We start from the raw sequence: 26,995 nt of genomic DNA, 5'->3' as shown, positions 1-26,995 counted from the left end.
GAATTGAACAGCCAGAAAGGAAGCAAAGTATGAGTTCAAACGTAGGCGTGATTGGTCTGGGGGCCATGGGCAGTGGCATGGCGCGTTCGCTGCGCCGCCATGGCAGTCAGGTGCATGTTTTTGACGTACGCAGCGAGGTCGCACAGGCCTTTGCGGCGGACGGTGGTGTGGCCTGCGCCTCGCCCGCCGAACTGGCGGCGCAGTGCAGCGTGATCGTGTCGGTGGTGGTCAATGCCGCGCAGACCGACAGCGTGCTGTTTGGCGAAGGCGGCTGCGCTTCGGCGATGGCGCCGGGCAGCGTCTTCGTGATGTGCTCCACCGTGGACCCCAACTGGTCGATCGCGCTGGAAGCCAGGCTGGCGGCGCTGGGCATTCTGTACCTCGACGCGCCCATCTCCGGCGGTGCCGCCAAGGCGGCCAGCGGCGAGATGACCATGATGACCTCCGGCACCCCCGCGGCCTATGCCGCGGTCGGGCCGCTGCTGGATGCGATGGCGGCCAAGGTCTACCGGCTGGGCGACCAGGCCGGCGCCGGCAGCAAAGTCAAGATCATCAACCAGTTGCTGGCCGGCGTGCACATCGCCGCGGCGGCCGAGGCCATGGCACTGGGCCTGCGCGAGGGCGTGGACCCGGCCGCGCTGTACGAGGTGATCACCCACAGCGCCGGCAACAGCTGGATGTTCGAGAACCGCATGGCCCATGTGTTGGCGGCGGACTACACGCCACTCTCGGCCGTCGATATTTTTGTCAAGGACCTGGGCCTGGTGCTGGACGTGGCGCGCGCCAGCAAGTTCCCGCTGCCGCTGTCCAGCACGGCGCATCAGATGTTTATGCAGGCCTCCACGGCAGGTTTTGCCCGCGAAGACGACAGCGCCGTGATCAAGATATTCCCCGGCATTGAATTGCCCAAGAAGTCATGAGCAGCGCAGCCATTGAGCCGGCAAGCGTGGGTGCCATGTTTTTGGGTTGCATTGCCGACGACTTCACCGGCGCCACCGATCTGGCCAACAACCTGGTGCGCGCCGGCATGCGCGTGGTGCAGGCCATGGGCGTGCCCACGCAGCCGCTGGACACCGATGCCGACGCCGTGGTGGTGGCGCTCAAGTCGCGCACCTTGCCGGTGAATGAGGCCATTGCCCAGTCGCTGGCCGCGCTGCGCTGGTTGCAGGCGCAGGGCGCGCAGCAGATCTACTTCAAATACTGCTCGACCTTTGACAGCACGGCGCAAGGCAATATCGGCCCGGTGACGGAGGCGCTGATGGACGCGCTGGCCGAGGTGCCGGGCAGCGACTTCACGATCGCGACACCCGCCTTCCCGGACAACCAGCGCACCGTGTTCAAGGGCCATTTGTTCGTCGGCGACGTGTTGCTCAACGAGAGCGGCATGCAAAACCACCCGCTCACGCCCATGAGCGACGCCAACCTGGTGCGCGTGCTGCAGGCGCAGTGCCGCCGAAAAGTGGGCCTGATCGATTACCAGGTCGTGGCGCAGGGCGAGGCGGCGATTCGCGCGCGCATCGGGCAGCTGCGCGCCCAGGGCGTGGGCCTGGCTATCGTGGACGCGATTTCCAACGACGATCTGCTGCGCCTGGGCCCGGCGCTCAAAGGCATGCCGCTGCTGACCGCCGGTTCGGGCGTGGCGATCGGCTTGCCCGCCAATTTCGGGATCGCGCCCTCCAGCACCGCCAGCGCCCTGCCTGCCGCTACCGGCTTGCAGGCGGTAGTGTCGGGCAGCTGCTCACTGGCGACGAATCGGCAGGTGCAGGCTTTCATCCAGGCGGGCGGTCCGGCACTGCGGCTGGACCCGGTGCAAATCGCCGCCCAAGAGGCGGCTGGCGTGGATGGGGTGGCCGAGGTTCTGGCCTGGGCCGAACCCTTGCTGCGCCAGGGACCGGTGCTGGTCTATTCGTCCGCCGACACGACGGCCGTCAAGTCGGTGCAGGGGCAGCTGGGAGTGGACGCGGCCGGTGCGCTGGTGGAGCGCACGCTGGCGGCGATCGCGCGCGGTCTGGTGACGCTTGGCGTGCGCCAACTGGTGGTGGCCGGTGGCGAGACCTCGGGCGCCTGCGTGCAGGCCCTGGCCATCACGCAAATGAAGATCGGTCCGCAAATCGACCCCGGTGTGCCCTGGTGCCACGCTCACACCGAGGCGGCGTCCGGTGAGGGCCTGCACCTGACGCTGAAGTCCGGCAATTTCGGCAGCGACGATTTCTTCACCAAAGCCTTCGCGAGGCTGGCATGACCGAACACGAAGCGCGCGAAGAAATCTGCCGCGTCGGGCGCAGCCTGTTCGAGCGCGGCTATGTGCACGCCAGCGCCGGCAATATCAGCGTGCGGCTGGACGAGTCGCAAGGCGGCGGCTTCCTGATCACGCCGACCGATGCCTGCCTGGGCTTTCTCGACCCCGCCCGGCTGGCCCGGCTGGATACGCAGGCGCAGCAGCTGAGTGGTGATGTTGCTAGTAAAACAATAGCGCTTCACGCACATATCTACGGGGCTGCAGCCCAATTTGATCAAAATACCCGGTGTGTGATCCACACCCACAGCACACACTGCGTGGCGCTGAGCTGGCAGCCCCTCGCTCAGGAAGGGCGGGGCACGCGTCAACCGTGGCGGGAACTGCTACCCGCCCTGACGCCGTACTTTGTGATGAAGGTCGGTCACGTGCCGGTGATGCCCTACCACCGCCCCGGCGCGCCCGAGGCGGCGCAGCAGGTGGCGCAGGCGATTGCCCACTATGGCCAGAAGGGCACGCCGATCCGCGCCGTGATGCTGGCGCGCCTGGGTCCCAATGTCTGGCACGACTCGCCCGCCGCCGCCATGGCCACGCTGGAAGAACTCGAAGAAACCGCCCGGCTGCTGAGTTTGAGCGCCATGGCGCCCGAGCCGCTGACCGAAATCCAAATCGACGAACTGCGCCGAACCTTTGGCGCCCGCTGGTAACACCCTATGCCCAAATTTGCCGCCAACCTCTCCATGCTCTACCCCGAGCTTGATTTTCTGGACCGTTTCGAGGCCGCCGCCCGGGATGGCTTCAAGGCGGTCGAGTACCTGTTCCCCTATGCCTTTGCGAGTCGCGACATTGCGGCGCGCCTCAAGGCCAACGGTTTGCAGCAAGTGCTGTTCAACGCCCCGCCCGGCAACTGGGACGGCGGCGAGCGCGGCCTGGCCTGCCTGCCCGGACGCGAAGCCGAGTTCCGCGCCGGCATGGGCCAGGCGCTCGACTATGCCGCCGCTCTGGACTGCCCACGCATCCATGTGATGGCCGGGCTGCTGCCCGCTGGCACTGAGCGCGAGACTTTGTACCCGACCTACCTCAGCAACCTGCGCTGGGCCGCAGCCGAGGCTGCCAAGCAGGGCGTGGAGGTACTGATCGAACCGATCAACACACGCGACATTCCGCGCTTTTTCCTGAACCGCCAGGACCACGCGCATGAGGTGGTCGCCGACGTGGGCGCCGCCAACCTCAAGGTGCAGATGGACCTGTACCACTGCCAGATCGTCGAAGGCGACTTGGCCATGAAACTGCGCCACTACCTGCCGACGGGGAATGTCGGCCACATCCAGATCGCCGGTGTGCCGCAACGGCACGAACCCGACTTGGGCGAGCTGAACTCCCCCTACCTGTTCGCTGTGCTGGACGAGCTGGGCTATGAGGGGTGGATCGGTTGCGAGTACCGGCCGCAAGCCGGGGCCCAAGCGGGCGGCACTTCAGCGGGACTGGGCTGGCTCCAACCCTACTTGTGAGAGACCCCCCGCAGCGCAGTGATCAGCCGCGCCGGCTCAGCAGCGCGGCGTCGCGCGCGCAATGATGGCTGCGGTGTCAATGCCGCGCGGCAGCGTGCCATAGTGGTGGTGGCCCCGCTGCTCCAGGCGCGACCGACAGAAGGCGTCGCTGATGGCGGCCGGGGCGTGGCAAACCAGCAGGGACGCCTGCAAGGCCAGCGCCATGCGGTCCACCAAATCACGCGCCCGGTACTCCAGATCCCACAGATCCTGCAGATCCGTCGCCAGATCGGCCACAAACGTGTCCAGTGCTGCATGGGCGCTTTCGGCCTTGGCCACTTCCGCAAAAAAGGCGTCCAGCACCGCCGGGGTTTTTGACAGGGCGCGCAGCACGTCCAGGCACTGCACATTGCCGCTGCCTTCCCAAATCGCGTTGACCGGTGCTTCCCGGTACAGGCGCGGCATCATGCTGTCTTCCATCACGCCGCTGCCGCCGATGCATTCCATGGCTTCATAGGCGTGGTTCGGCGTGCGCTTGCAAATCCAGTATTTGCCGACCGCCGTGACCAGGCGCACCAGCAGGTCTTCATGCTCGTCGGCACGGTGGTCCAGGGCGCGCGCGATGCGCAGGCTCAGGGTCAGGGCGGCTTCGCTTTCCAGTGCCAGATCGGCCAGCACGTTTTGCATCAGCGGCTGCTGGTTCAGCACCTGACCGAAGGCCGAGCGGTTGGCGCAGTGGTGCAGCGCCTGCGACGCCGCCATGCGCATGCCGGCGCTGGAGCCCACCATGCAGTCGAAGCGCGTCATGCTCACCATTTCAATGATGTTGCGCACGCCGCGCCCCTCTTCGCCCACCATCCACGCCAGCGCGCCGCGCAGCTCGGTCTCGCTGGAGGCATTGGACGCGTTGCCCATTTTTTTCTTGAGCCGCAGCAGCTGCATCGGGTTCTTCGTGCCGTCCGGCCGCCAGCGTGGCAGCAGAAAGCAGGAGAGGCCGCCGGGTGCCTGCGCCAGCACCAGGAAGGCATCGCACATGGGCGCCGACACGAAATACTTGTGCCCCACCAGTTCATAGGCCTGGCCCGGTCCGCCGGTGCCGAGGGCATACGCGCGGGTACTGTTGCTGCGCACATCCGAGCCGCCCTGTTTCTCGGTCATCGCCATGCCAATGGTCAGGCCCTGCTTTTGCGCTGCCGGCACGTTGCGCGGGTCGTACACGCGCGCCGTGACCTGGGGCTCCCAGATTTGGGCCAGCTCGGGCTGCAGGCGCAGCGTCGGCACGGCGGCAAAGGTCATGGTGATGGGGCAACCGTGGCCCGCTTCCACCTGGGTGTGTAGATAGGTCTTGGCGGCGCGGGCCACATGCGCGCCGGGGCCGGGCACGGTCCAGGGCGAGGCATGCAGGCCGTGCTCGATGCTGGTGGTCATCAGCTGGTGGTAGGCCGGATGGAACTTCACCAGGTCGATGCGGTGGCCGAAGCGATCGTGCGTCTCCAGCTCGGGGGGGAACTTGTTGGCCAGCTGGCCCAGTTCCAGGTAGGCCGCCGAGCCCGTCAGTTGCCCGAATTCAGTGAGCTCGCGCTCGGCCCACTGGCCGCCTTCGCGCTGCACCGCCTCGCGCAAGGCGGCGTCTTCGGTGTACATGTTGTAGTCGCACAGTTCGCGCGAGACATTGCTGACTTCATGCGTCTCGGCGAGGTAGCGGGCGTCGTGCGCCTTGGCAGTGTCGGTGTCGGTGTTCATGCTGCGCCTCCAGTTCAGCGCAAGCATGAATCGACGCGGGAGCCCTGTCAACGGCTACCGGCAAATCCCCCTTCAACTCCGCGCTGGATTTACCACTCCACCAGGCTCAGGCCGATGCTCAGGCCGGTGCGGCGGCGGTTGTAGTCCACCAGTGAATCGCCGTAGCCGGTGAACAGCTGGGTGTGAAAGCGCAGGCCGCTGCGGCTGCCGGGAATGCCGCCGTCGCCCACTTTGGTGAGCCACTCCAGCCGCATCGAGCCGCCCACATCCGCTTGCAGGGAGTGGCGCAAGGTCATCGCCACCGTGTTGTCCTTGTTGATGTCCCAGGTGCCGACCAATTCCGCGCGGCCGACTAGGTCGCTGATTTCGGGATTGTCGTCATCGCCTTCATTCAGGCGTTGCCATACCTTGCCCTGCAGCCTGAAGTTCTGTCCATTTTCCATGCCGGCCATCAGCACGGCGCGGTTCCAGCTGCGCGACAGCGGCAAAGGCTGGCCGTTGGATTGATGCACCAGACTCACCCCGCTGTACCGCAAACGCCAGCCGCCCAACAGTTGGGCATCGGTGGGGTAGATGTAGGTGACTTCGGGCTCATGGTCGGTGCTGCGAAACGGCCGCGAGAGCTCGCCGTTGAACAGTTGCCAGTAGGACTGCTGGGTATAGCCAAACCAGAGGGAGTCGCGCAGCAGGGATTGCGGGCCGTCCAGCAGCCCGGTCAGTAGTCCCTGGGCCATTTTGGTACGCACCGACAGCTGGATGCGGACTTCGCTGGTGCTGTAGGGCAGGGCGGTGGCCGCCGTGTGATCTGCCGTGGACGAGGACGGCTTGAGATTCACGCTGTCCGAGCCTATCCAGGACAGGCTGATGGGCCGGTAGCCGCGAATGCTGAAGGTGCCGCAGTCGGTGCCGGCTTCGAGCTCCCAATAGCGGGACAGGTCCGTGAACTGGGGGTTGCGGCAGTCGTGCACGGCTGGTGCCGTCATGGTGATCAGCACCGGGGCCACCGCCGGTGCTGGCACGCTGGCCGACAGCGGCGTGGTGCTGGCGGAGGCAGAATTGGCGCTGGCAGATACCGGTTTGTCCGCCGGGCCAGAGGCATCGGGGCTCGCTTGCTGCGCGGCCCAGCGGTCAAAACAGCCCAGCCGCGCCTCGCGGTCGCCCGTCAGATGGGCGCACTGTTGCCAGGCGGTTTCTGGCGCCTGCGGGGGCGTACTGACCCCCTGGGCCTGTGCGCGGCCGGCGTACAGCAGGGGCGCCAGGGCCGAGCCCAGGCTTATTGCCAGCCCGGCAGCTTGCGTAAGACGAAGGGGTGCGAAGCGGCGCCGTCCGGCGCCTGGTTGGAGGTGTTGTTCCATAGTCCTTTGATTTCCTTGCCGCAAGAGTTCTCCACCACCGTGCCCAGCCAGGTGGCGGAAATATGTTGACCGTCGAGTGATTCTTCCAGGGTCAATTCGCCCTGGTCCACGTCACCGGCGAGCAGCGCCTTGACGCCGTCGCGATTGACGGCGCCCCTGAAGCTGCCCGCCAGCTCGGGGTGTTTTTCAAACAAGAGCGTGGCGCCCTGGGAGAGGCTTTCAAACTCCGCGCGCCACAAGCCGTAGACGTGCAAGGGACTGATCTCCGTGGCAGCCGGGCAGTTGGCCGTGGACGAGGTTTTGAGATCATTTTGACCTCTAGCCCCCGTCGCTAGTGCGCAGGAAGCTATCAAAAAAATAGTAAGTAAAGGCTTCATGGGCGGCGGGCTGATGGGGCAGCCTCTCAGGCCGGACGCGCCAAGGCGAGGGCCGCGGCGTTTTCGGCTTTTTTGGCGAACTCGGCCCGCAGCGCCTTGAGCTTTTCGCGCGGGTCTTCGCGCACGGTGCTCTTGTCCAGCCCCATCTCGGCGATGAAGCGGCTGGGCACGGCGGCCACCATCTCGCGGCCCTTTTTGCGTTTGCGCGTCCAGCTCACCGCCAGGCTGCGCTGGGCGCGGGTGATGCCCACATACATCAGGCGGCGCTCTTCCTGCAAATGCGTCGCGGTGGCTTCATTGACCGCCTCGTGCGCGCGCTCCGAGCCGCCCAGCGAGGCCGCACCCGACTCGCCGCTGTCCTTGAGCTTGAACGGCAGCATGCCCTCGGTCACGCCGACCAGCATCACATGCGGCCACTCCAGGCCCTTGGAGGCGTGCAGGGTGGACAGCGTCACCACGTCCATGTCTTTCTCGCGCTCGCTGATGGTGGACAGCAGCGACACGGTCTGCGCCACCTCCAGCAGCGACTTGACTTCGTTGCTGCTGGAGACGCCGGCCGCATCGTCGAGCTGCCCGCCGCAGCGTGCCGACATCCAGTCGCAGAAATCCATCACATTGGTCCAGCGGGCGGCGGCGACTTTTTCGCTGTCTTCGCCGTCGTACAGATACTTCTCGTAGCCAATTTCCTTGAGCCATTCCAGCAAAAAGGCGCGCGCATCTTCGGCGCCCATGGTGCGGCGGGCGCGGAACTCCAGGTCGTTCACATAGCGGCCAAACTCGTGCAGGCTGCCGATCGCCTTGGCGCTCAGCAGGCTGCCCAGCGAGGAGGCAAACAAGGCCTCGAACAGGCTCACCTTGTATTGTTTGGAGAAAATGCCCAGCTGCGCCAACGTCTGGTGCCCGATACCGCGTTTCGGCGTGGTCACCGCGCGTAAAAAAGCCGGGTCGTCGTTGTTGTTGATCCAGAGCCGGAACCAGCCGCACAAATCCTTGATTTCAGCCCGGTCGAAGAAGCTCGTTCCGCCGGACACCTTGTACGGGATCGCCGCCTTGCGCAAGGCCTTCTCAAAAGTCTTGGCCTGGTGGTTGGCGCGGTACAGGATGGCAAAGTGCCGGAACTCCTGATGCTGCGGCCCACCGTGCGGCAAGCCGCTGGCGCGCAGGCTCTGGATGCGCGCCACGGTACGCTCCGCCTCGTGCTCCTCGCTGTCCGCGTCCACCACCCGCACCGGCTCGCCTTCACCCAGATCGCTCCACAGGTTCTTCGGGAACAGCTTGGGGTTGGGGCCGATCACATTGTTCGCGGCGCGCAGGATGGCCGAAGTCGACCGGTAGTTTTGCTCCAGCTTGATGACCTTGAGCGTGGGGAAATCCACCGGCAGCTTCTTCAAGTTGTCCAGCGTGGCTCCGCGCCAGCCGTAGATCGACTGGTCGTCATCGCCCACGGCGGTAAAGCGTGCGCCCGCTGCCGGGTTGCCGCCGACCAGCAGTTTCAGCACTTCGTATTGGGTGGCATTGGTGTCCTGGTACTCATCGACCAGCACATGGCCCATCTGCTGCTGCCACTTCTGCCGCACCTCTTCATGATTTTGTAACAGTTTGAGCGGCAGCGTGATCAGGTCGTCAAAGTCCACGCTCTGGTAGGCGCTCAGGCGCTCTTCGTAGTGCCCCATGACGCGGGCGATGATGCGTTCGTTGTCATCCTGGGCCAGCACCGCCGCTTGCGCCGCATTCAGGCCCTGGCCCTTCCAGCCGCTGATGACCCATTGCCAGGAACGCGCCGTGGCCGCGTCCACACTGCCGCCGGCGTCCTTCAGGATGCCGGTGATGTCGTCGGTGTCCAGAATCGAGAAAGTCGGTTTGAGCCCCAGCGCCTCGCCGTCCTGGCGCAGCATGCGCACGCCGAGTGCGTGAAACGTGCAAATCACCACATCCTTGGCCGGGCGGCCGATCAGCCCCTTGGCGCGCTCGCGCATCTCGGCGGCGGCCTTGTTGGTGAAGGTGATGGCGGCAATGCGTTTGGGCTCCATCCCGGCCTGGATCAGGCGGCCAATCTTGTGCGTGATCACCCGCGTCTTGCCGGAACCCGCCCCCGCCAGCACCAGACAGGGGCCGTGCATGAAGTTGACGGCCTCTTGTTGGGCCAGGTTCAGACCGTTGGACGCGTTGGGGGGGGGAGAGGACATTCAGATACTTTGGGCGAAGCGGGGAATCATACCGAGGCTTCAGTCTTGCCGCTCTTGAGGTCGCGCATCAGCAGCGAAGCGGCTTGCACCACGTCGCGCCGCTCCACCGACAACCGCGCTGCACTCCGCAGCTCTTCCACTGTGCTGGCCAGGTCACCCTTGGTAACAGTTCAAAGAAACCCTTACAAAGGGCGCACCGGCAGGCACAGCTGGCATTCAAACGTTCCGGTCTCGGGGTCTTTGCAGGCATCGCCGGGGTAGTACTCGAAGAAGGGGCGACCATCAGCCTGCATGCCGCTGGCGGGCAGCCAGTCGCGCAGTAGTTCCGTCCAGGCCAAGCCGATGTCGGAGCCGCATCCTTTGAACTGCGCCACCGCATAGCGCCCACCGGACAGGTTGGCGATGCTCGCCGGGCTCTTGGCCACAAAGCTGTCTGGCACTTCTACGCAGGCGTCGTAGCGGCATTTGGCGGGGGCGGTGATGCCGGGATCGTCGAGGCCTATGCCGTAGCAGGGCGCAGCATCGAGGCCGTGCGCCATTCGCCAGGGGAAGAAGGTTTCGCTCCAGAATCGGCTCACGTTTGCGCCATAGGGTCCGATGTGGCGCATATAGGCGACGCGGGCCGCAGGCAGGGTGACTATGTTTACTTTCATGTTGAACTTCAGGTTTGAGAAGTCCTGATCATTCCTGAAAGCCAGCCCTTGAACCTGATCCTGCTTGCGCAGGCCCTGATCCAGATTGCGGTCTGCATGCCGACGGCGTGTTGCTGCCAGCTCATCGGCCCAGCGCTGTGGTGTTGCGGCGCGCCAGGCGCTGGGGGTGTTGCCGAAGCGCAGCTTGAAGGCTCGCGCAAAGGCTTCGCCGGAACCAAAGCCCACTGCCAGCGCGATCTCCAGCACCGAAGCCTGTGGTCGGCCGGCGAGATGCACGGCACCCATGTCCAGCCTGCGACGACGCAGATAGTCGCCCAGCGTCTCGCCCATCCAGGCCGCAAAAACGCGGTGGAAGTGGAAGGACGAAAAGTGCGCGACAGCAGCCAGGGTGGATAGGTCCAGCGGGGCATCCAGATGGTGGTCGATGTGGTCGAGTACCTTGTTCATGCGCTGGGCATACGCCGCTACACCGGTGCGCGCAAGGGCTGCTTTATTCATAGGCTCGGCAGTTTAGCGGGTACTTGGCGCAAACCCCGCGTCGCTCGTCTCGCATCAACTCAAGAAGAGCGGGGACAATACCCACCGTGCTGCAAATTCTCCTTATCACCTTCCCCTTCTTCGCCCTGGTTCTTTGTGGCTACATCGCAGCACGTAAACGCATGCTGTCGCTCGATGCGATTCCCGGCCTGAACAGTTTCGTGTTGTTTTTTGCCCTGCCGTGCATGTTGTACCGCTTCGGCGCCAGCACGCCGCTGGCGCAGTTGCTCGACGCCGGCGTCTTTTTCACCTGGCTGCTGTGCGCTCTCGTCATGGTGGGATTTGCCGTCGCGGTCAGTCTGAATCGTCGCATTCGCTGGAATGACGCCTCGTTCGGCGCGCTTGTGGCGGCTTTTCCCAACACCGGCTTCATGGGCGTGCCGCTGCTGGTGGCTTTGCTCGGGGCGCAGGCGGCCGGACCCATCATCGTGACCATCGTGGTGGACATGGTGATCACGACCTCGCTGTGCATCGCGCTCTCGCGCCTGGATGGGGCGGACAAGCATGGCTTTGCCCATGCGGCGGAAAATGCGCTCAAGGGCATGCTGTTCAACCCCATGCCCTGGTCGATTCTGCTCGGTGGCGTGGCCTCTGCCGTCAGCCTGGCCCTGCCCAAACCGGTGACGCAAACCATTGGCCTGCTGGCCGATGCGGCGTCTCCCGTGGCGCTGTTCACCATCGGTGCCGTGCTGGCGCGTTCGCAGATGATGGCCGCCGCCAACAAGCATGCGCCCATCCCCCTGCGCGACTATGTACCGGTGGCGGCCATCAAGCTGCTGCTGCATCCCCTGCTGGTGTTGCTGGTCGGGGCGGCAGTCGTGGCCTTGGGCCTGCCTTTGGATAAGTTCGCACTCACCGTCATGGTGCTGGTGGCTGCGCTGCCGAGTGCCAGCAATGTGTCCCTGCTGGCCGAGCGCTTTGGTGCGGATAACGGGCGCATTGCCCGCATCATTCTGGTGTCCACGGCGGCGGCGTTCTTCACCTTCTCGCTGGCCGTGACCCTGCTGACCTGAGTCTTTTTAAGCACCGCATTGGGTGCATGCCTGCACTCAGGGGGTGCATTTCAGTCGCCTGATATCCGGGAAACTCCCTGTACTGGTGCGCAAATCTTGTATACCAGTGGCACGTTATCTGCTTGATAATTTGCATATGGCCACCGCTTCACACATCAGCAAACGAATTATTGAGGCCGTCATGGCTCAAAAACTGGCGCCCGGCGCCCGCCTGGGCGAGCAGCAACTGGCCATGCTGTTTGACTGCAGCCGCACCATCGTGCGCGAGGCGCTCACCGGCCTGGCCGCCCGCGGCATCGTTACCGTCAGCAGCCGGCGCGGCTGGTACGTGATCGAACCCTCGCTGGGCGAAGCGCGTGAAGCCTTTGAGGCGCGCCGCGTTATTGAGATGGGCTTGATCCGCTGCACCACCGAGGTCAGCAAGGGCGCCATCAAGCAACTCAAAAGCCACCTCAGCCGCGAAAAAGCCGCCGTCAAAGGCAGCGATGTCGGGCTGCGCAGCTTCTTGCTGGGGGATTTTCATGTGTGTCTGGCCGAGTGCCTGGGCAACAGCCTGTTGGCCGACACGCTGCGCGATTTCACGGCGCGCACCACGCTGATTGCCATGCTCTACCAGTCGTCGCATGACGCGGCCCAGTCCTGCGATGACCACGTCAAGATTGTGCAGGCGCTCGAAAAGGGCGACCTGATCCTGGCGGAAAAACTCATGCAAACCCATATCGGCAATGTGCAGGCCACGCTCAAGCTGCATGCCAGCAGCGGCGATCCGCTGGCGGAATTGCGCAGCGCCTTGAGCCCGGTCTCGTCCCCTCTGGTCAAAACCAAAGGCAAGAACTCGGCACAAGACTTGCATACAAGTTTATCGACGACACCCCCTGAAGAATCCTCTACTTACCTAGGAGCCTTGCTATGACCTTTAGCCGACTGAGCAAACGTAATTTCATCCTGAGCCTGGGCGCAGCCGCGCTGTTTGCCGCATCCAGCGTGCAGGCTCAATCCGCGCTCGACGACATCATGAAAGCCAAGCTGCTCAAAGTGGCCGTCCAGACCGACTCGGCGCCGTATGGCTACGTCAACACCGATCTCAAGCCCATTGGCCTGGACATCGACATGGCCAACTACATCGGCAAAAAAATGGGCGTGGCGGTGGAGCTGGTGCCTGTCGTCAGCGCCAGCCGCATTCCGGCACTGCAGACCCGCAAGGCGGACCTGGTCATCGCCACCCTCGGCAAGAACGCTGAGCGTGAGAAAGTTATCGACTTCACGGCCGCGTACTCGCCGTTCTACCAGGCGGTGTTTGGCCCGAAGGCGATCAGCGCCAAGAGCTTTGCCGATCTGGCTGGCAAGTCGGTGGGCGTGACCCGTGGTGCCATGGAAGACCAGGAGTTGTCCAAAGTTGCCCCCGCCAGCACGGACACCAAACGTTTTGAGGACAACAACGCCACCATTGCGGCGTTTGTGTCGGGGCAGGTGCAATTTGTCGCCCTGGGCGCCTCGGTCGCGGGCAACATGATGGCGAAAAACCCGCAACTGGCCAGTGAATACAAACTGCTGCTGAAGGAAAGCCCCAACTTCATCGGCGTCGGCAAAGGCGAAGACAAGCTCAAGGCCAAGGTGAACGAGATTCTGGCCGAGGCCAAGAAATCGGGCGATCTGGACACCATGGCGAAGAAGTGGCTCGGCCGCCCGGCTGGCGATTTGCCGCTCTAAGCGTCAATCCACAGGCCTGCTGCCATGAAAATCCAGCTCGACTTCCTCGCCGTCCTGTCCGAATGGCCGCTGCTGCTCACGGGCGCGGCCTGGACGCTGGCCCTGACCTTTGCCGCCGTGGTCGTCGGCACGGCGCTGGGTATTGCGTGTGCCTGGGTTCGCGCCCGCGGCTTTGGCGACACGCTGGCGCCGGTATGGCTGAAGGCCCTGGTTGGCGGCTATGTGGAGCTGATCCGCAACACGCCTTTCATCGTGCAGCTGTTCTTCATCTTTTTTGGCCTGCCGGCCGCCGGCTTCAGGTTGTCGGCGGAAACCGCGTCCTTCATTGCGATGGTGGTGAACCTCGGGGCCTATGCCGCCGAGATCATTCGCGCGGGCCTGGAAGCCACGCCCAAGGGGCAGATCGAAGCCGCCGTCAGCCTCGCGCTGGACCGCATGCAAACCTTTGTGCGCGTCGTGCTGCCGCCGGCGCTCAAGAAGGTCTGGCCCAGCCTGGTGAGCCAGATCGTGATTGTGATGCTGGGCTCGTCCGTGTGCGGGCAAATCTCAACCCAGGAGCTCAGCTACGCGGCCGACCTGATTCACAGCCGCAACTTCCGCGCGTTCGAAGCGTTCATGGTGGTGGGCCTGCTGTACCTGCTGCTGTCGATGGCCGTGCGCCACACGCTCAATTGGTTCGGCGCGAACTTTCTGTTCGGGAGAAAGTAAGCCATGGTTGATTTCACCCTCTGGGACATTCTGCGCAACCTGCTGTTGGCTGGCCGCTGGACCGTGGGGCTGTCGCTGATCGCCTTTGTCGGCGGCGGTGTCGTGGGCCTCTTGCTCTTGACGCTGCGCCTGAGCAAAGCCCCCGGCGCCGAGCCGCTCGTTGCTGCCTACGTGCAATTGTTCCAGGGCATTCCGCTGCTGGTGCTGCTGTTCCTCGTGTACTACGGCCTGGGGCTGTTTGGCGTCAACACCTCGCCCTGGGTGGCGGCGGGAGTCGGCCTCACGCTGTACGCCAGTGCCTTTCTGACGGAGATCTGGCGTGGTTGCGTGGCGGCGATTCCAGCCGGGCAGTGGGAGGCGTCGCAAAGTCTGGCCCTGAACTTTCGCGAGCAGTTGCGCTACATCATCCTGCCGCAGGCGGTGAAGATCGCCATTCCGCCCACGGTGGGCTTTTCGGTGCAGGTCATCAAGGGCACCGCGCTGGCTTCGGTCATCGGTTTCATGGAGCTCACCAAGGTGGGCAAAACCATTGCCAATGCCACCTTCAACCCGTTCCTGGTTTTCAGCTGCGTCGCGCTGATGTACTTTGTGTTGTGTTACCCGGTGAGCCTTTACGCCAAATCCCTGGAGAGGAAGATGCATGCTGGTCGTTGAAAAACCCATGGTTGAGATCACCGCGCTGCGCAAGTCGTATGGTGTCAATGAAGTTCTCAAAGGCATTGACCTGCGGGTCATGCCCGGCGAGGTTATCGCCATCATCGGCAAAAGTGGTTCCGGCAAAAGCACGCTGCTGCGCTGCATCAATGGGCTGGAAGTGTTTCAAAGCGGCCAGCTCACGGTAGACAGCAAACCGCTGCTGCACCACAACGCCGCCGCCATGCGCGAACTGCGCCAGCACGTCGGCATGATTTTTCAAAGTTTCAATTTATTCCCGCATCTCACGGTGGGCAAGAACATCATGCTGGCGCCCAGCCTGGTCAAGAAGAAGGATAGCGGCAGCGCCGAGGCACATGCCCGCAAGCTGCTGGAGCGGGTGGGTCTGGCGGAAAAGTTTGACGCCTACGCCGACCAGCTCTCCGGTGGTCAGCAGCAGCGCGTGGCGATTGCACGAGCCCTCGCCATGGAGCCGGCCGTGCTGTTATGCGACGAAATCACCAGTGCGCTGGACCCGGAACTGGTGGGGGAGGTGCTGCGCGTGGTCGAAAGCCTGGCCGAGGAAGGCATGACGCTGCTCATGGTGACGCACGAAATGAGCTTTGCGCGCCGGGTGTCGGACCGCGTGATCTTCATGCACCAGGGTCGCGTGCATGAGATGGGGACGCCGGCCGAGCTTTTCGGTAATCCGCAAACGCCGGAACTCAAACAGTTCCTGTCTTCATTGCATGACTGAGTGACTCAGGTGAGCCCCCCAGCCATGAGGTGACCCGGCTCAATTGTTGCCGTGGCCCTTGTTGTGCTTCCACTCCTTGTCGTGGCCCCGGCCCTTGTTGCCACGGTCGTCGTCACGGTGATCGCGGCGGTCGTCGCGGCGATCACCACGATCACCGCGCGGGCCATGGTTGGCACGGTAGGCGGGGGCATAGTCATTGCGGTACCAGCTATCCTGAACGAAGAAAACCGGCTGGCCGCAGGCGTTGTACTTGCGGCAATTCTTGTCCCAATGCTTCTCGTGACCCGGTGGCACGCGCAAATAAATGGGCTGGCGCTCATAGACGACAGTCGGTCGCTGAATGATCATCGGCTCCGCGTAGATCACCCGGGGTTGCGGCACATTGCCAATGTCGATGCGACCATAAAAACCCGGCTGGCCGATGTTCACCGAGACGCCGACGTCAGTCGCCAGGGCCGAGCCCATCAGTGTCGCCAATGCGGCGCCGAATAAAAAACGTTTCATAAGGTTGACTCCGATGCGAGCGCATGTCGCTCAAAACGCGGGCACTGCTTTGATGCCAGTGTGTCCCCGCAAAGACTGCTGATCGCTGTCAGGCGTTCAGTCACCCGCCCATTTTAAAGAGAGCGACTGTAGGCGCTTACCTACAGCGCTGGCTGCGCTTGTTTCGCCTGATGACGCCGACACCGCAACAGGTGCAGTTCAAGAACCCGGCCCGCTCGCCCGGGCGAGGCGTCAGACGCGGTCAAAGCCTGATCGGACGCCCCCGCCGTCGCCCGTCCAAGGGGCCGGTCGTCTGTCAAACTCGTCGATTTGCGTGCGATTTTGATGAATCCCCTTGAACAACTGCGCTGCGGGCAACTGGCCGGCAGCCAACGCGTGACCCTGGCCTGTGGGCTACAACAGTTTCCGCGCGAGATATTTGATCTCGCCGACAGCCTGGAAATCCTTGACCTGTCCAACAATGCGTTGACACAACTGCCGCCGGACCTGCCGCGCCTGCACAAGCTGCGCGTCCTGTTTTGCTCCGACAACCTCTTTGCCGAGTTGCCGGCGGTGCTTGGCCAATGCACCCAGCTCACAATGGTCGGCTTCAAGGCCAACCAGATCCGCAGCGTGCCAGGCCAGGCCCTGCCGCCGGCGCTGCGCTGGCTGATCCTGACCGACAACCAGATTGAGGAACTGCCCCCCGAGATCGGACGCTGCGGCCAGCTGCAAAAGCTCATGCTCGCCGGCAACCAGTTGCGCGCCTTGCCGCCGGAGCTGGCCGCCTGTTCCCGGCTGGAATTGCTGCGTGTCGCGGCGAACCGCCTGAGCGAATTCCCGTCCTTTCTGCTGACACTGCCGCGCCTGGCCTGGCTGGCTTACGCCGGCAATCCGTTTTGCGAGGACCGTGAGACGGTCGCTTTAGCACAGGCGCCCATCGCCAGCATCCCGTGGGATCGCCTGCAACTGCAGCAGCAATTAGGAGCCGGAGCCTCCGGCGTCATTCACCAGGCGCAATGGATAAACGGCGAGGACATTCAGCCCGTGGCCGTCAAACTCTTCAAGGGCACAGTCACCAGCGATGGCTTGCCGCAGTGCGAAATGACCGCCACGATGAGCGCCGGCGGACACGCCCATCTGATCCCGGTACTGGGCCAGGTGCTCGATCACCCGCAGGGCGTGCACGCCATGGTCTTGTCCCTGATTGACCCGGCCTGGCGCATCCTGGCTGGCCCGCCCAGCCTGGACTCCTGCACCCGCGACATCTACGGCGACGATACGTCTTTTGACATGACGGCCGCACTCGGCATCGCGCTGGCCGTGGCGTCAGCGGCCTGCCATCTGCACGCCCAAGGCCTGATGCATGGCGATTTGTACGCCCACAACATCCTGCACAGCGAACAAGGCGCGGCCCTGCTGACCGATTTCGGCGCCGCCTCGTTCATCGCCCCGGACGACCCACAACAAGCCCACGCCCTGCAACGCCTCGAAGTTCGCGCCTTCGCCTGCCTGCTGGAAGAACTGCTGGCACGCTGCACCCCGCAGACTGACTCTGCCGATGCCGCGAACGCGCTGGCCGAATTAAAGACAAACTGCATGCAAAAAGACCCGGGAGCCCGACCCCTGTTCGCCGAGATCGAGCAGGTGCTGCGCACTCTGGAACAGCAGATCCACGATCCCAGGTGTGATTCAGGCCGGGACGCACAAGGTCCGGACCAACGTTCATGAATTCAGGCCAACGCCCCGGATGATGAAAAAAACCTGAGGGTGGTGGTGCAGCGATAGAAGTCATGAAAGTTCGTTCTTTCACGTCAACCCGTTTGCACCGCCCACCTTCAACAACAAGGCCAAATATGGCTGTTAGCTCCCTCTTTCGCCCGGCGGGGCGAGAGAGGGCGGGGGTGTGAGTGGGGGTTGAAGCACTATTTATTTAATAGCTGCCAGCGCAGGAATGATAAGGGCTAGAGCCCGAAATGACCAATAAATTTATCAGATGGCTAGCGGATCCACATCCACCGCCCACCGAATCAAGCCCCTCCCTTCAGGCACTAGCCGCGTACTGTGCAGTACCGACTGCCACGCCGTCAAGAAACGCTGCAGCGCCGCCCGCGACGGGCTCTCAATCAACATCTGCGCCCGCTCGATATTGGCCACACGCTGCATGCTCATGGGCACCGCCGGATACAGCGTGATGTGGGCCAGCAGGTGCTCCGCATCCACCATCCCGACAGCCGCCGCACTGGCGACCGTTAAAAAGCCCTGCGCCACCTCCTGCGTGCGCGCCTCGGCCCGCACCAGCGCCTGAAAGCTGAACGGCGGCATGGCGGCCTGTGCGCGTTCCTTCAACTGGTCGGCCGCAAACGCCGGGTAGTCATGCCGCTTCAAAGCCTCGAACAAGGGGTGCGCCGGGTGAAAGGTCTGAATCCACATCTCGCTTTGGCCGCTGATGTCGGCATCGCGCCCGGCCCGTCCCGCCGCCTGCATCAACAGACTGAACAGGCGTTCAGGCGCCCGGAAGTCGCTGGAAAACAGCGCGTTGTCCGGGTTGATCGCCGCCACCAGCGTGATGCGGCGAAAGTCGTGCCCCTTGGCAATCATCTGCGTGCCGACCAGCACATCGACCTCGCCCGAGTGCACGCGCGCCAGCTGCGATTCGAGCTCGCCCTTGAGTTTGGTGGTGTCGGCGTCGATGCGGGCAATGCGCACCGGCTCGCCTTCGGGCCACTGCTCGGATACCGAGTTCGGGCGCCGCACGTTGGCCAGCAGTTCGGCCAGATGTTCCTCCAGCCGCTCGGTGCCGCGGCCCAGCGGCGCGATGTCCGGGTTGCCGCAGGCCGGGCAGGCGCGTGGCACGCGCTCGGTAAAACCGCAATGGTGGCAGCGCAAGGTGCGGTCGATCTTGTGAAAGACCCGAAAGGCGCTGCAATGCGGGCATTCGCTCTTCCAGTCGCAGTCGGCGCAGTGCAGCACCGGGGCATAGCCGCGCCGGTTCAGGAACACCATGCTTTGCTCGCCGCGCGCAATGCGTTCTTCGATGGCTTTGAGCAGCGGCGGGGCGAACACGCTTTTCTTCGGCTGGTGGTTCATGTCGACCCGGCGCACCAGCGGTAGGGCGGCATTGGCGCCGACGCGGCTGGGCATCTCCAGCCGCACGTAGCGCCCGCCCTCGGCGAGGGGGCGGCTGTGGTGCCAGCTCTCCAGCGAAGGCGTGGCCGAACCCAGCAGCACCTTGGCGCCCTCCAGCCGGCCCCGGTAGACCGCCAGGTCGCGCGCCGAGTAGCGCGCGCCTTCCTGCTGCTTGTAGCTGGGGTCGTGCTCCTCATCGACGATGATCAGTTTCAGATTCGGCAGCGAGGCAAACACCGCCATGCGGGTGCCGAGCACGATGCGGGCGACGCCGCTGTGCGCGGCCAGCCAGCTTTTCAGGCGCTGCGCCGGCGTCATGCCACTGTGCAGCGAAACCACGGCGTTCTCGCCGTAGCGCGGGCCGAAACGAGCCATGAAACGGGCTTCGAGCTGCGGCGTGAGGTTGATCTCGGGCACCATCACCATGGCCTGGGCCGTGGGGTCGCGTGCCAGCAGCTGCTGCACGCTGTGCAGATAGACCTCGGTCTTGCCGCTGCCGGTCGCGCCAAACAGAAGAAAGGGCCCGGCTTCAGCGTCAAATCGGGCTATAGCGCCCGTCTGCTCTGCGGTGAGTGCGCAATTAATTGCCAAGGCACCCGAATCGTCATCGTGCGGCTTCACTTCTTCGCTCTCCTTGACGGGTTTGGCGTGCTTTTTGAGGCGCCGCGCCAGCTGCAGGGTATTGAGGTCACGCAACTGGGGCGGCAAGGCCGCCAGCGCCACCTCGCCCAGGGAGCGCTGGTAATAGCTGGCGGCAAACGTCACCAGCTGGCGCCAGGCCGGCGTCAGCAGCGCAATGCCGTCCAAGGTGCCGGCCAGCGAGCGCAGTTTGTCGGGATCGAACGGGGCGGCGGCCGGGTCGGTTGGGGCATCCCACACCACGCCTAGCAACTCGCGTTTGCCCAAAGGCACGCGCACCAGCGTGCCGGCCGGGAGTGCCTGCTCACTCAAATAGGTCAGCGGCCCGGCCACCAGGCTGTGGACCGGCGTGTGCACCAAAACCGGAACCCGCTGGCTCATGCGAGAGCCCGAGTTGGGCCGTTAACTTGATGTGAACTTACGAAAGTCCGCTTAAGTCTTTGATTCATAAACGATTTGGCCAGCATCCAGAATTTCTGTGGATAACTTTGTTGATAGATTGCCTTGAAGGCCTGCAAAGCCTTGCCAATCAAGGCTTTTGTTGATTTGCCTACAAAACCGGCAAAATTAAATATCGTTATAAATCAATAACTTGCAGTCGCTATTGGTTTTGTAGCAACGGTCCCTAAACCGAAATTGTCGGGTGAGGTACATCAAGGTTTTTGTGCATAAGTCAAACTCTCATGGCGCCAGTTTGGCCAAAAAAAGTGCTAGGCGTTCCGGGATGAGCCGCGAAATCAAGCCCGCTGGGCGCGCGACTGCGCGTGCACCGCCTGCACCAAAAACGCGACATTGTCGGGCGGTGTGTGCTGGCTGATGCCATGTCCCAGATTGAAAATATGCGTGGGGCCGGTGTCCGTGCCGGTGTGTGGGGTGCCAAAACTGTTCAGCACTTTGAGCACTTCCGCCTCAATTTGCTGGGGCCCGGCAAACAGCACGTTGGGGTCGATGTTGCCTTGCAGGGCTTTGCTATGCCCCACCAGCGCGCGCGCCTTGGCCAGATTGACGGTCCAGTCCAGCCCCAGCACGTCGCAGTCCAGCTTGCCCATTTCTTTCAGCCACATGCCGCCGCCCTTGGTGAACACGATACTGGGGATGCGCACGCCGTTGTGCTCTTTTTTGACCTGCGCCAGTACCCGTTCCGTGTAGGCCATGCTGAATTCCTGGAACGCGCCGTCGGCCAGCACACCGCCCCAGCTGTCAAAAATCATCACCGCCTGGGCGCCGGCTTCAATCTGGGTGTTGAGGTACAGCGCCACGGCGTCGGCGTTGATCTGCAGCATCTTGTGCATCAAATCAGGTCGGCTGTACATCATGGTCTTGACCAGGCGGTAGTCATCGGAGCCGGCGCCTTCCACCATGTAGCAAGCCAGCGTCCACGGGCTGCCGGAGAAACCAATCAGCGGCACCCGGCCATTGAGGGCCTTGCGAATCGAGGTGACGGCGTCAAACACGTAACGCAGCTTGTCCATGTCGGGCACGGCCAGTTGGGCTACCGCCGCTTCATCGCGCACCGCGTGGGCGAACTTGGGGCCTTCGCCCAGCGCAAACGAGAGGCCCAGGCCCATGGCGTCGGGGATGGTGAGGATGTCGCTGAACAGAATGGCGGCGTCCAGCGGGTAACGCTCCAGCGGCTGCAGCGTGACCTCGGTGGCGTAGTCGGTGTTGGTCGCCAGGCCCATGAAGCTGCCAGCCTTGGCGCGGGTGGCGCGGTACTCGGGCAAATAGCGCCCGGCCTGGCGCATCAGCCAGACCGGGGTGTAGTCGGTGGCCTGGCGCAGGCAGGCGCGGATGAAAGTGTCGTTCTTGAGAGGCGCAAAGGCGCTGGGATGGGCTTGATCGTTCATGCTGTAATTGTCGCAGGATGAACTGCGGGTCGTCACCCCGCCGCGCGCGTCAGTCGGGTGCGCAGCGAAAAACGCTCGGCGGGATGGTGCGTCACGCTGATTTCGACGACCTCGCCGAGGGGGTTGCGGTAAACACGTGTCACGCGCAAACCGGCCGCTTGCGGCTCCACGCCGAGGCTGCGGGCCACGGCGGTGGGCAGGGGCACGGCGCACAGGTCTTGCACCACCTCCTCGATGCGCTGACCGTAATGGCTTTCCAGCAAGGTGCTCACCAGGGTGCGCGGGGATTCGCGCACCCGCGCCTCCAGCCCCTCGTAATCGGGCGCAACATAAACCTCGGTCCAGCCGATCGGTTTGCCATGGGGCTCTCCCGGCGGCTGCCCGGGTGCGCCCACCGGGTCTTCCAGGCGAAGACTGGCGATGCGCAGCCAGGGGGTGCCAGGCGCACAGTGCAGCAGACTGGCCAGCGCGGCATTGCTCACCACCCGCTCAATCTGCTGCACCACCCGCGAGTGGGTCGCGCCAAAGTGCACCAGGTCGTCGATCGAGGTCAATGAGGACTGAAAACCCACCGTCGGGGTGGCCGACTCGACCCGCGTGCCGGCATTCTTGCGGCGCGACACCAGGCCTTGTTGCTGCAATTCCTGCAAGGCGGCGCGAATGGTGTGGCGACTGGTCTGGTAGTGGGCGCACAGCTCCAGCTCGGTCGGCAGAACGCTGCCGACGGCGAAATGGCCGATGCCGATGGCCTCGCGCAGGTGGCGGGCGATGTCGGAGAAGCGGGGCTTGGACGTCATGGCATCAAGTGTAGGGCGCGGTTTGCGCGCGGCCCACGCGTCATGGACCGCAGGGACTACGGGTAACTACTGATTTCTTTTATGTTCGGACTTATTAATATTAATATGTCCGAACATATTGAGGCCAACCCTGTACCACCATGACAGCACCACATTCTTCCTTCGCCGCCAGCACTGTGATGGACTCCATCCTGTTCCGCGACGCCTTTGGCACCCAGGCCATGCGCAACATTTTTTCCGACCATGCACTGGTGCAGCGCTACATCGATGCCGAAGTCGCCCTGGCGCGGGCCGAGGCGCGCTGCGGCGTCATTCCGGCGGAGGCCGCCGAGGTGATTGCGCGCGAATCCCGCTTGGAGCACATCGACTTTGAGCACATGCGTGAAGAGACCGACATCGTGGGCTACCCCATCCTGCCCTTGGTGCATCAACTCGTGGCCATGTGTGGCGAATCGGGCCGCTACGTGCACTGGGGCGCCACCACGCAGGACATCATGGACACCGCCGTGGCGCTGCAGGTGCGCGATGCGCTGGACAGCATCGACGCCGACATCCGCGCCCTGCGCCAGATCCTGGCCGAGCTGGCGGCGAAACACCGCGACACGCCGATGGCCGGGCGGACCCATTTACAGCAGGCCCTGCCGATCACCTTTGGCTACAAGGTGGCGATCTGGCTGGCCATGTTTGACCGCCATCAGGAACGCCTGGCGCAACTGCGTCCGCGCGTCGCCGTGGTCGAGTTTGCCGGTGCCGCCGGCACGCTGGCGTCGCTGGGCGACAAGGGATTTGAGGTGCAGCAGGCCATGGCCGAAGAACTGGGCCTGGGCGTGCCGGCCTCCACCTGGCATGTGGCGCGCGATGGTTTCGCCGAAGCCGTCAACCTGCTGGCCTTGGTCACCGGCTCGCTGGGCAAGATCGCGCTGGACATCATGATCATGGCTTCGACCGAGTTTGCCGAGGTCTACGAGCCCTTCGTCAAGGGGCGTGGCGCCAGCAGCACCATGCCGCAAAAGCGCAACCCGATTTCCAGCGAATTGATGCTGGCCGCCAGCAAAGCGGTGCGCCAGCATGCCGGCCTGATGGTGGACGCCATGGTGCAGGACTTCGAGCGCGCCACCGGCCCCTGGCATGCCGAGTGGATTGCGATTCCGGAAAGCTTCATCCTCACCGCCGGCGCCCTGCACCAGGCCAAGTTTGCCTTGGGCGGCTTGATCGTGGACAGCGAGCGCATGCGCCACAACTTGGGGCTAACCCGCGGCCTGATCGTGGCCGAGGCCGTGATGATGGGGCTGGCGCCGCAGATGGGCCGCCAGCAGGCCCATGACGTGGTCTACGACGCCTGCCGCACCGTGAACGACACAGGTGGCACGTTGGCCGAGGCATTGGCGGCCTTGCCCGCCGTCACCCAGTACCTGGACCGCCGCGCCATCGACCGCCTGTGCGACCCCGCCCACTACCTGGGCCTGGCGCCGCAAATGGTGGACCGGGCGCTCGCGCTCTCGGCCCAGCTCGACGCCAGGGCATAGCCCGCGGTTGAGCCCCTTCCTCTTTTCTTGCATCCCCCACAGGAGACTTTCATGCACTTCATCCGCAACGCCCTCATCGCCCTCGCCACCGTCGCCAGCACGGCCCTGGCCTACGCCCAAAGCTATCCCAGCAAACCCATGAGTTGGGTGGTGCCCTTCGCCGCCGGCGGTCCGACCGACGCTTTGGCGCGCAACATTGCCGAGCGCGTCGCGCGCGAACTGGGCCAGCCCATCATCATTGAAAACACGCCCGGCGCCGGCGGCACCGTGGGCGCGGCGAAGGTAGCCAAGGCCGCCCCCGACGGCTACACCCTGCTGGTCGGCCACATGGGCTATATGGGCGCGGCGCCGGCGCTCTACAAAAAACTGAATTACGACCCGGTGAAGGACTTCGACGGCGTGTTCCGCTTTCCCGACACCCCCCTGGTGCTGATGGTGCGTGCCGACCACCCGGTCAAGGACATTGCCGGCCTGATCGACTTTGGTAAAAAGAACCCGGACAAGCTCTTCCTGAGCAACGCCGGCACCGGCTCCAGCTCGCACCTGATCGCGGCGCTCATGGCCAACAGCGCGGGCATCAAGATCACCTCAGTGCCTTACAAAGGCGCGGGTCCGGCGCTCACCGACGTGATCGGCGGCCAGGTCGACGGCATGTTCGACCAGACCAACACCGCCCTGCAGCAGATCACCTCGGGCAAGGTCCGCGCGCTGGCCGTCACCTCCCTGGTGCGCCTGCCGCAACTCAAGAATGTGCCGACGCTGAATGAGACCGTGCTGCCCGGCTTCGAGGCCAGCACCTGGTACGGCATCTACGCGCCCAAGGGCACACCCAAAGCCGTCGTCGAGAAGGTGCAAAACGCCTACCTGAAGGTGATGAAGGACACGGCCTTCACCGGCAGGATGGCCGAGCAAGCCATCCAGATGCTGCCGCCGGAAAAGTACAGCGGCGCGGCCCTTGCCAAACTGACCGAGACCGAAGTCGTGCGCTGGCGCGCGGTGGCCGCCAAATCCGGTCTGGCGCTGGATTGATACGGCGGGCCGTCCAGCGTCACCTAGCCCGAAAAACTCCGCAAGCCGCTCACCGGGTCGTCATGGCGATGCCGGCCTGCGACGCCGGCCGCGACCGGAATCGACGCACCGAAACGGGCAAACAAGGGCAGTGTGGACAGAGGCGCCGCGACCGTGTGCACCTGGCCGGCCTCGAAGCGTGCGCCGGTGTGGAAGTCAAACCACGCCTCGGGACCGTGGGGCAGGTAGACGCTGCGTGACGTGGCGCCAGCATGCACCACCGGGGCGACCAGCAGCGCGTCACCGAGCATGAAGTCGTCGCTGTCGGCGAAGCATTGCGCGTCGTCCGGAAAATCATAAAAGGTCGGGCGAATGATGGGTTGGTGCAGACTTTGGGCGCGTTCGAAGAGCGACCACAGATACGGCATCAGGGTGTAACGCAGCCGGATCGCTGCCGCCACATCCGCCGTCACCGCCGGGTGCAGCCAGGGCACGTTGACGGTGCCGTCCGCCTTCCAGGAGTTCATCACCATGCGCGGGTTCAGGCTGCACGCCTGCACCCAACGCAGAAACAGTTCGGGGTCGGGTACCGGGCCCGCGAAGCCGCCGACGTCATGGCCGATGTTGAACATGCCCGACAGGGACATTTGCAGACCGGTGCGGATGTTCCAGCGCATGGTTTCCCAACTGGTGGTGTTGTCGCCGGTCCAGGTTTGCGCGTAGCGCTGGATCCCCGGAGAGCCGCCGCGCGTGACCGTGAAGACCTCGGCGTCGGGGCGGTGCGCGGCTTGTGCCTCAAAGGTAGCCCGCGTCATCAGCAAGGGATGCAGGGGGCGCGCGCGGTGCATCGGCATGGCTTCGCCAAAACCATGGCACATGGCGCCATCGTCCATGATGGCGTATTCGTTGTTGTCGTTCCAGCCGGTATCGATGCCGTAGTCGAGCACCTGCGCCTGCAGGTTTTTTTGCCACCAGGCCACGGCTGCGGGATGGGTGAAGTCAAGGTGGGCTCCAACGCCGTCCCAGAATTGCTCCACCACGGGTTGCCCGTCTTGGACATCATGGATAAAGCCACCCTGCGCGCGCACTTCGCCATAGGCGGGGTGATCATCGAGCAGGCAGGGCTTGAGATTGGCCACCACATGCATGCCGGCCTCATGGAATCTTGCATTCAGCGACTTCGGATCCGGGAACTTGTCGGTATTCCAGGTGAACACATAACGGCGTTTTCCGCGTGACGAATAGCCGGAGCCATAGTGGAACGACGAGCACGCGATGCCCTCGGCTTCTATGCGCGTGATGAAAGCATCGAGTTGCTTTTGCGCGTCGCTCGCATCGGTCAGCCCCATCGCCGTTTGGGCAAACCCCAGCGACCAGCGCGGCGGCAAATGGGTGCCGCCGATCAGGCGCACAAACTGCGCGATCACCTCGCCGGGTGTGTCCCCCACCATGACGTAGTAGTCCAGGTCGCCGTCATCGATTTCGACATAGCGGAACGTGTCGTGGTAGTTGTCGTGTTCGCAGCCCAGGTCGAAGGTGCAGGCCGACAAGGTGTCGTAATAGATGCCCCACCACTGGCCACCGGGGGCACGCGTCAGCACAAAGGGCCAGTGTTTGTACAGCGGATCACCGACTTTCGGGTCGTAGCCCAAAGAGTCCAGCGCCAGCGTGCGCAAGCGCCTGCCATGCAGGTCGAGCGGCCCGGTCTTGTCACCCAAGCCGTAGTAGCGCTCGGCGCGGTCGCGCTGCAAATAGTGCCGAATGGCGCCAGTGCGCTGACTCGCGAAATACGAGGAGGTCGCCCGGTCGCTGAAGAGCACGTGTCCCTGGCTGTCTTGCCACGACAAGGTCAGCGGATCCTCCTTCAGCGTCACCGAGAGGGCGCTGGTGCGCAGCGTCACCTGTCCGGCCTGCTCGATCAGCTGTGCGCCTGGGCGACTGAATCCGCCGGTGTCGTCGCGCTGGCGTCCGGTCCAGGCGACGTCCTCGCCGGCGTGCGGCGCGATGGCCCAGGTGCGCGGCTCCCGGTAGCCGGATGCGGGTTGGTAGCGCACGCGAACCAGGGTGGATTCCAGCACTTGAATGCTAAAGCCAGCGCCGCCCTCAATCGACAGATCGACGCCGTGTTCGTGCGCCAGGGATACGCGGGCGCGTCCGAATGTCTTCAT

At 64.1% G+C, this 26,995-nt stretch carries 23 protein-coding genes; 13 read left to right on the top strand and 10 right to left on the bottom strand.

The genetic code is table 11. The features are described from left to right. The first annotated feature begins 2 nt into the window (after nt 1-2). The 4 genes from ltnD to otnI are packed head-to-tail and all read left to right on the top strand — an operon-like array spanning nt 3 to nt 3,747. Nucleotides 3-920: an L-threonate dehydrogenase gene (gene ltnD / locus C5P05_RS25680; protein ID WP_269813968.1), complete on the top strand. Its 918-nt coding sequence runs from the start codon at nt 3-5 to the stop codon at nt 918-920. After that, nucleotides 917-2,242 carry a 3-oxo-tetronate kinase gene (gene otnK, locus C5P05_RS25675; RefSeq protein WP_420130774.1) on the top strand — a complete coding sequence of 442 codons (1,326 nt, stop codon included), beginning with the start codon at nt 917-919 and terminating at the stop codon, nt 2,240-2,242. Before ltnD ends, otnK begins: the two co-directional genes overlap by 4 nt. Next, nucleotides 2,239-2,943 carry an aldolase gene (locus C5P05_RS25670; protein WP_114972692.1) on the top strand — a complete coding sequence of 235 codons (705 nt, stop codon included), beginning with the start codon at nt 2,239-2,241 and terminating at the stop codon, nt 2,941-2,943. The genes otnK and C5P05_RS25670 overlap by 4 nt, the downstream gene beginning before the upstream one ends. Nucleotides 2,944-2,949: 6 nt before the next feature. Continuing rightward, nucleotides 2,950-3,747 carry a 2-oxo-tetronate isomerase gene (gene otnI / locus C5P05_RS25665; RefSeq protein ID WP_114972691.1) on the top strand — a complete coding sequence of 266 codons (798 nt, stop codon included), beginning with the start codon at nt 2,950-2,952 and terminating at the stop codon, nt 3,745-3,747. A gap of 36 nt (nt 3,748-3,783) precedes the next feature. Here otnI and C5P05_RS25660 read toward each other — a convergent pair whose 3' ends face one another. From C5P05_RS25660 to C5P05_RS25640, 5 genes are all read right to left on the bottom strand, one after another. Continuing rightward, a complete protein-coding gene (locus C5P05_RS25660) occupies nt 3,784-5,469 on the bottom strand; it encodes an isovaleryl-CoA dehydrogenase (RefSeq protein ID WP_114972713.1) in 1,686 nt (561 codons plus the stop codon). 89 nt (nt 5,470-5,558) lie between these two features. Beyond that, nucleotides 5,559-6,824 (bottom strand): phospholipase A, encoded by a 1,266-nt coding sequence (locus C5P05_RS25655; RefSeq protein WP_114972690.1) that lies wholly within the window; start codon nt 6,822-6,824, stop codon nt 5,559-5,561. After that, entirely contained in the window at nt 6,743-7,201 is a 459-nt protein-coding gene (locus C5P05_RS25650; RefSeq protein WP_157979457.1) for a hypothetical protein, read from the bottom strand. Before C5P05_RS25650 ends, C5P05_RS25655 begins: the two co-directional genes overlap by 82 nt. Nucleotides 7,202-7,227: 26 nt before the next feature. Then, nucleotides 7,228-9,387, bottom strand: a complete 2,160-nt coding sequence (locus C5P05_RS25645; RefSeq protein WP_114972688.1) for an ATP-dependent helicase — start codon at nt 9,385-9,387, stop codon at nt 7,228-7,230. 182 nt (nt 9,388-9,569) lie between these two features. Then, the gene (locus C5P05_RS25640) at nt 9,570-10,538 is read right to left on the bottom strand and encodes an AraC family transcriptional regulator (protein ID WP_198674863.1); all 969 of its coding nucleotides are present in this window, start codon (nt 10,536-10,538) and stop codon (nt 9,570-9,572) included. Between the two features lie 86 nt (nt 10,539-10,624). Here C5P05_RS25640 and C5P05_RS25635 point away from each other — a divergent pair, with 86 nt between their 5' ends. The 6 genes from C5P05_RS25635 (at nt 10,625) to C5P05_RS25610 (ending at nt 15,398) form a co-directional block, all read left to right on the top strand. Continuing rightward, entirely contained in the window at nt 10,625-11,590 is a 966-nt protein-coding gene (locus tag C5P05_RS25635; protein WP_114972687.1) for an AEC family transporter, read from the top strand. 136 nt (nt 11,591-11,726) lie between these two features. Continuing rightward, nucleotides 11,727-12,503 (top strand): GntR family transcriptional regulator, encoded by a 777-nt coding sequence (locus C5P05_RS25630; RefSeq protein ID WP_114972686.1) that lies wholly within the window; start codon nt 11,727-11,729, stop codon nt 12,501-12,503. Beyond that, nucleotides 12,500-13,300, top strand: a complete 801-nt coding sequence (locus C5P05_RS25625; RefSeq protein ID WP_114972685.1) for a transporter substrate-binding domain-containing protein — start codon at nt 12,500-12,502, stop codon at nt 13,298-13,300. Before C5P05_RS25630 ends, C5P05_RS25625 begins: the two co-directional genes overlap by 4 nt. 24 nt (nt 13,301-13,324) lie before the next feature. After that, the gene (locus tag C5P05_RS25620; protein ID WP_114972684.1) at nt 13,325-14,008 is read left to right on the top strand and encodes an amino acid ABC transporter permease; all 684 of its coding nucleotides are present in this window, start codon (nt 13,325-13,327) and stop codon (nt 14,006-14,008) included. A 3-nt stretch (nt 14,009-14,011) separates the two neighbouring features. Next, entirely contained in the window at nt 14,012-14,662 is a 651-nt protein-coding gene (locus tag C5P05_RS25615; RefSeq protein ID WP_114972683.1) for an amino acid ABC transporter permease, read from the top strand. After that, on the top strand, nt 14,649-15,398 hold the full coding sequence (locus C5P05_RS25610; RefSeq protein ID WP_114972682.1) for an amino acid ABC transporter ATP-binding protein: 750 nt from the start codon (nt 14,649-14,651) through the stop codon (nt 15,396-15,398). The genes C5P05_RS25615 and C5P05_RS25610 overlap by 14 nt, the downstream gene beginning before the upstream one ends. Nucleotides 15,399-15,437: 39 nt before the next feature. On the opposite strand, the gene C5P05_RS25605 is transcribed toward C5P05_RS25610, so the two are convergent. Then, nucleotides 15,438-15,902: a hypothetical protein gene (locus C5P05_RS25605; RefSeq protein ID WP_114972681.1), complete on the bottom strand. Its 465-nt coding sequence runs from the start codon at nt 15,900-15,902 to the stop codon at nt 15,438-15,440. A 324-nt stretch (nt 15,903-16,226) separates the two neighbouring features. Here C5P05_RS25605 and C5P05_RS25600 point away from each other — a divergent pair, with 324 nt between their 5' ends. Next, the gene (locus tag C5P05_RS25600; RefSeq protein ID WP_420130773.1) at nt 16,227-17,612 is read left to right on the top strand and encodes a leucine-rich repeat-containing protein kinase family protein; all 1,386 of its coding nucleotides are present in this window, start codon (nt 16,227-16,229) and stop codon (nt 17,610-17,612) included. A gap of 261 nt (nt 17,613-17,873) precedes the next feature. On the opposite strand, the gene priA is transcribed toward C5P05_RS25600, so the two are convergent. The 3 genes from priA to C5P05_RS25585 form a co-directional block, all read right to left on the bottom strand. Further along, complete coding sequence (priA, locus tag C5P05_RS25595; RefSeq protein WP_114972680.1) at nt 17,874-20,030, bottom strand: replication restart helicase PriA; 2,157 nt, start codon at nt 20,028-20,030, stop codon at nt 17,874-17,876. A 356-nt stretch (nt 20,031-20,386) separates the two neighbouring features. After that, a complete protein-coding gene (hemE, locus tag C5P05_RS25590) occupies nt 20,387-21,496 on the bottom strand; it encodes a uroporphyrinogen decarboxylase (RefSeq protein ID WP_114972679.1) in 1,110 nt (369 codons plus the stop codon). A gap of 32 nt (nt 21,497-21,528) precedes the next feature. After that, nucleotides 21,529-22,293, bottom strand: coding sequence for a GntR family transcriptional regulator (locus C5P05_RS25585; RefSeq protein WP_114972678.1), 765 nt, complete (start codon nt 22,291-22,293; stop codon nt 21,529-21,531). A 140-nt stretch (nt 22,294-22,433) separates the two neighbouring features. On the opposite strand from C5P05_RS25585, the gene pcaB reads away from it, so the two are divergent. After that, the gene (gene pcaB, locus C5P05_RS25580; protein ID WP_114972677.1) at nt 22,434-23,819 is read left to right on the top strand and encodes a 3-carboxy-cis,cis-muconate cycloisomerase; all 1,386 of its coding nucleotides are present in this window, start codon (nt 22,434-22,436) and stop codon (nt 23,817-23,819) included. A gap of 51 nt (nt 23,820-23,870) precedes the next feature. Further along, nucleotides 23,871-24,848 (top strand): tripartite tricarboxylate transporter substrate-binding protein, encoded by a 978-nt coding sequence (locus C5P05_RS25575; RefSeq protein ID WP_114972676.1) that lies wholly within the window; start codon nt 23,871-23,873, stop codon nt 24,846-24,848. A gap of 23 nt (nt 24,849-24,871) precedes the next feature. Here C5P05_RS25575 and C5P05_RS25570 read toward each other — a convergent pair whose 3' ends face one another. After that, nucleotides 24,872-26,995, bottom strand: coding sequence for a TIM-barrel domain-containing protein (locus tag C5P05_RS25570; protein ID WP_114972675.1), 2,124 nt, complete (start codon nt 26,993-26,995; stop codon nt 24,872-24,874).

Source organism: Rhodoferax ferrireducens (assembly GCF_003347515.1).
Lineage (GTDB): Bacteria > Pseudomonadota > Gammaproteobacteria > Burkholderiales > Burkholderiaceae_C > Rhodoferax.
The sequence above is the reverse complement of the archived record's forward strand: the minus strand, read 5'-3'. Positions and strand labels throughout refer to the sequence as shown.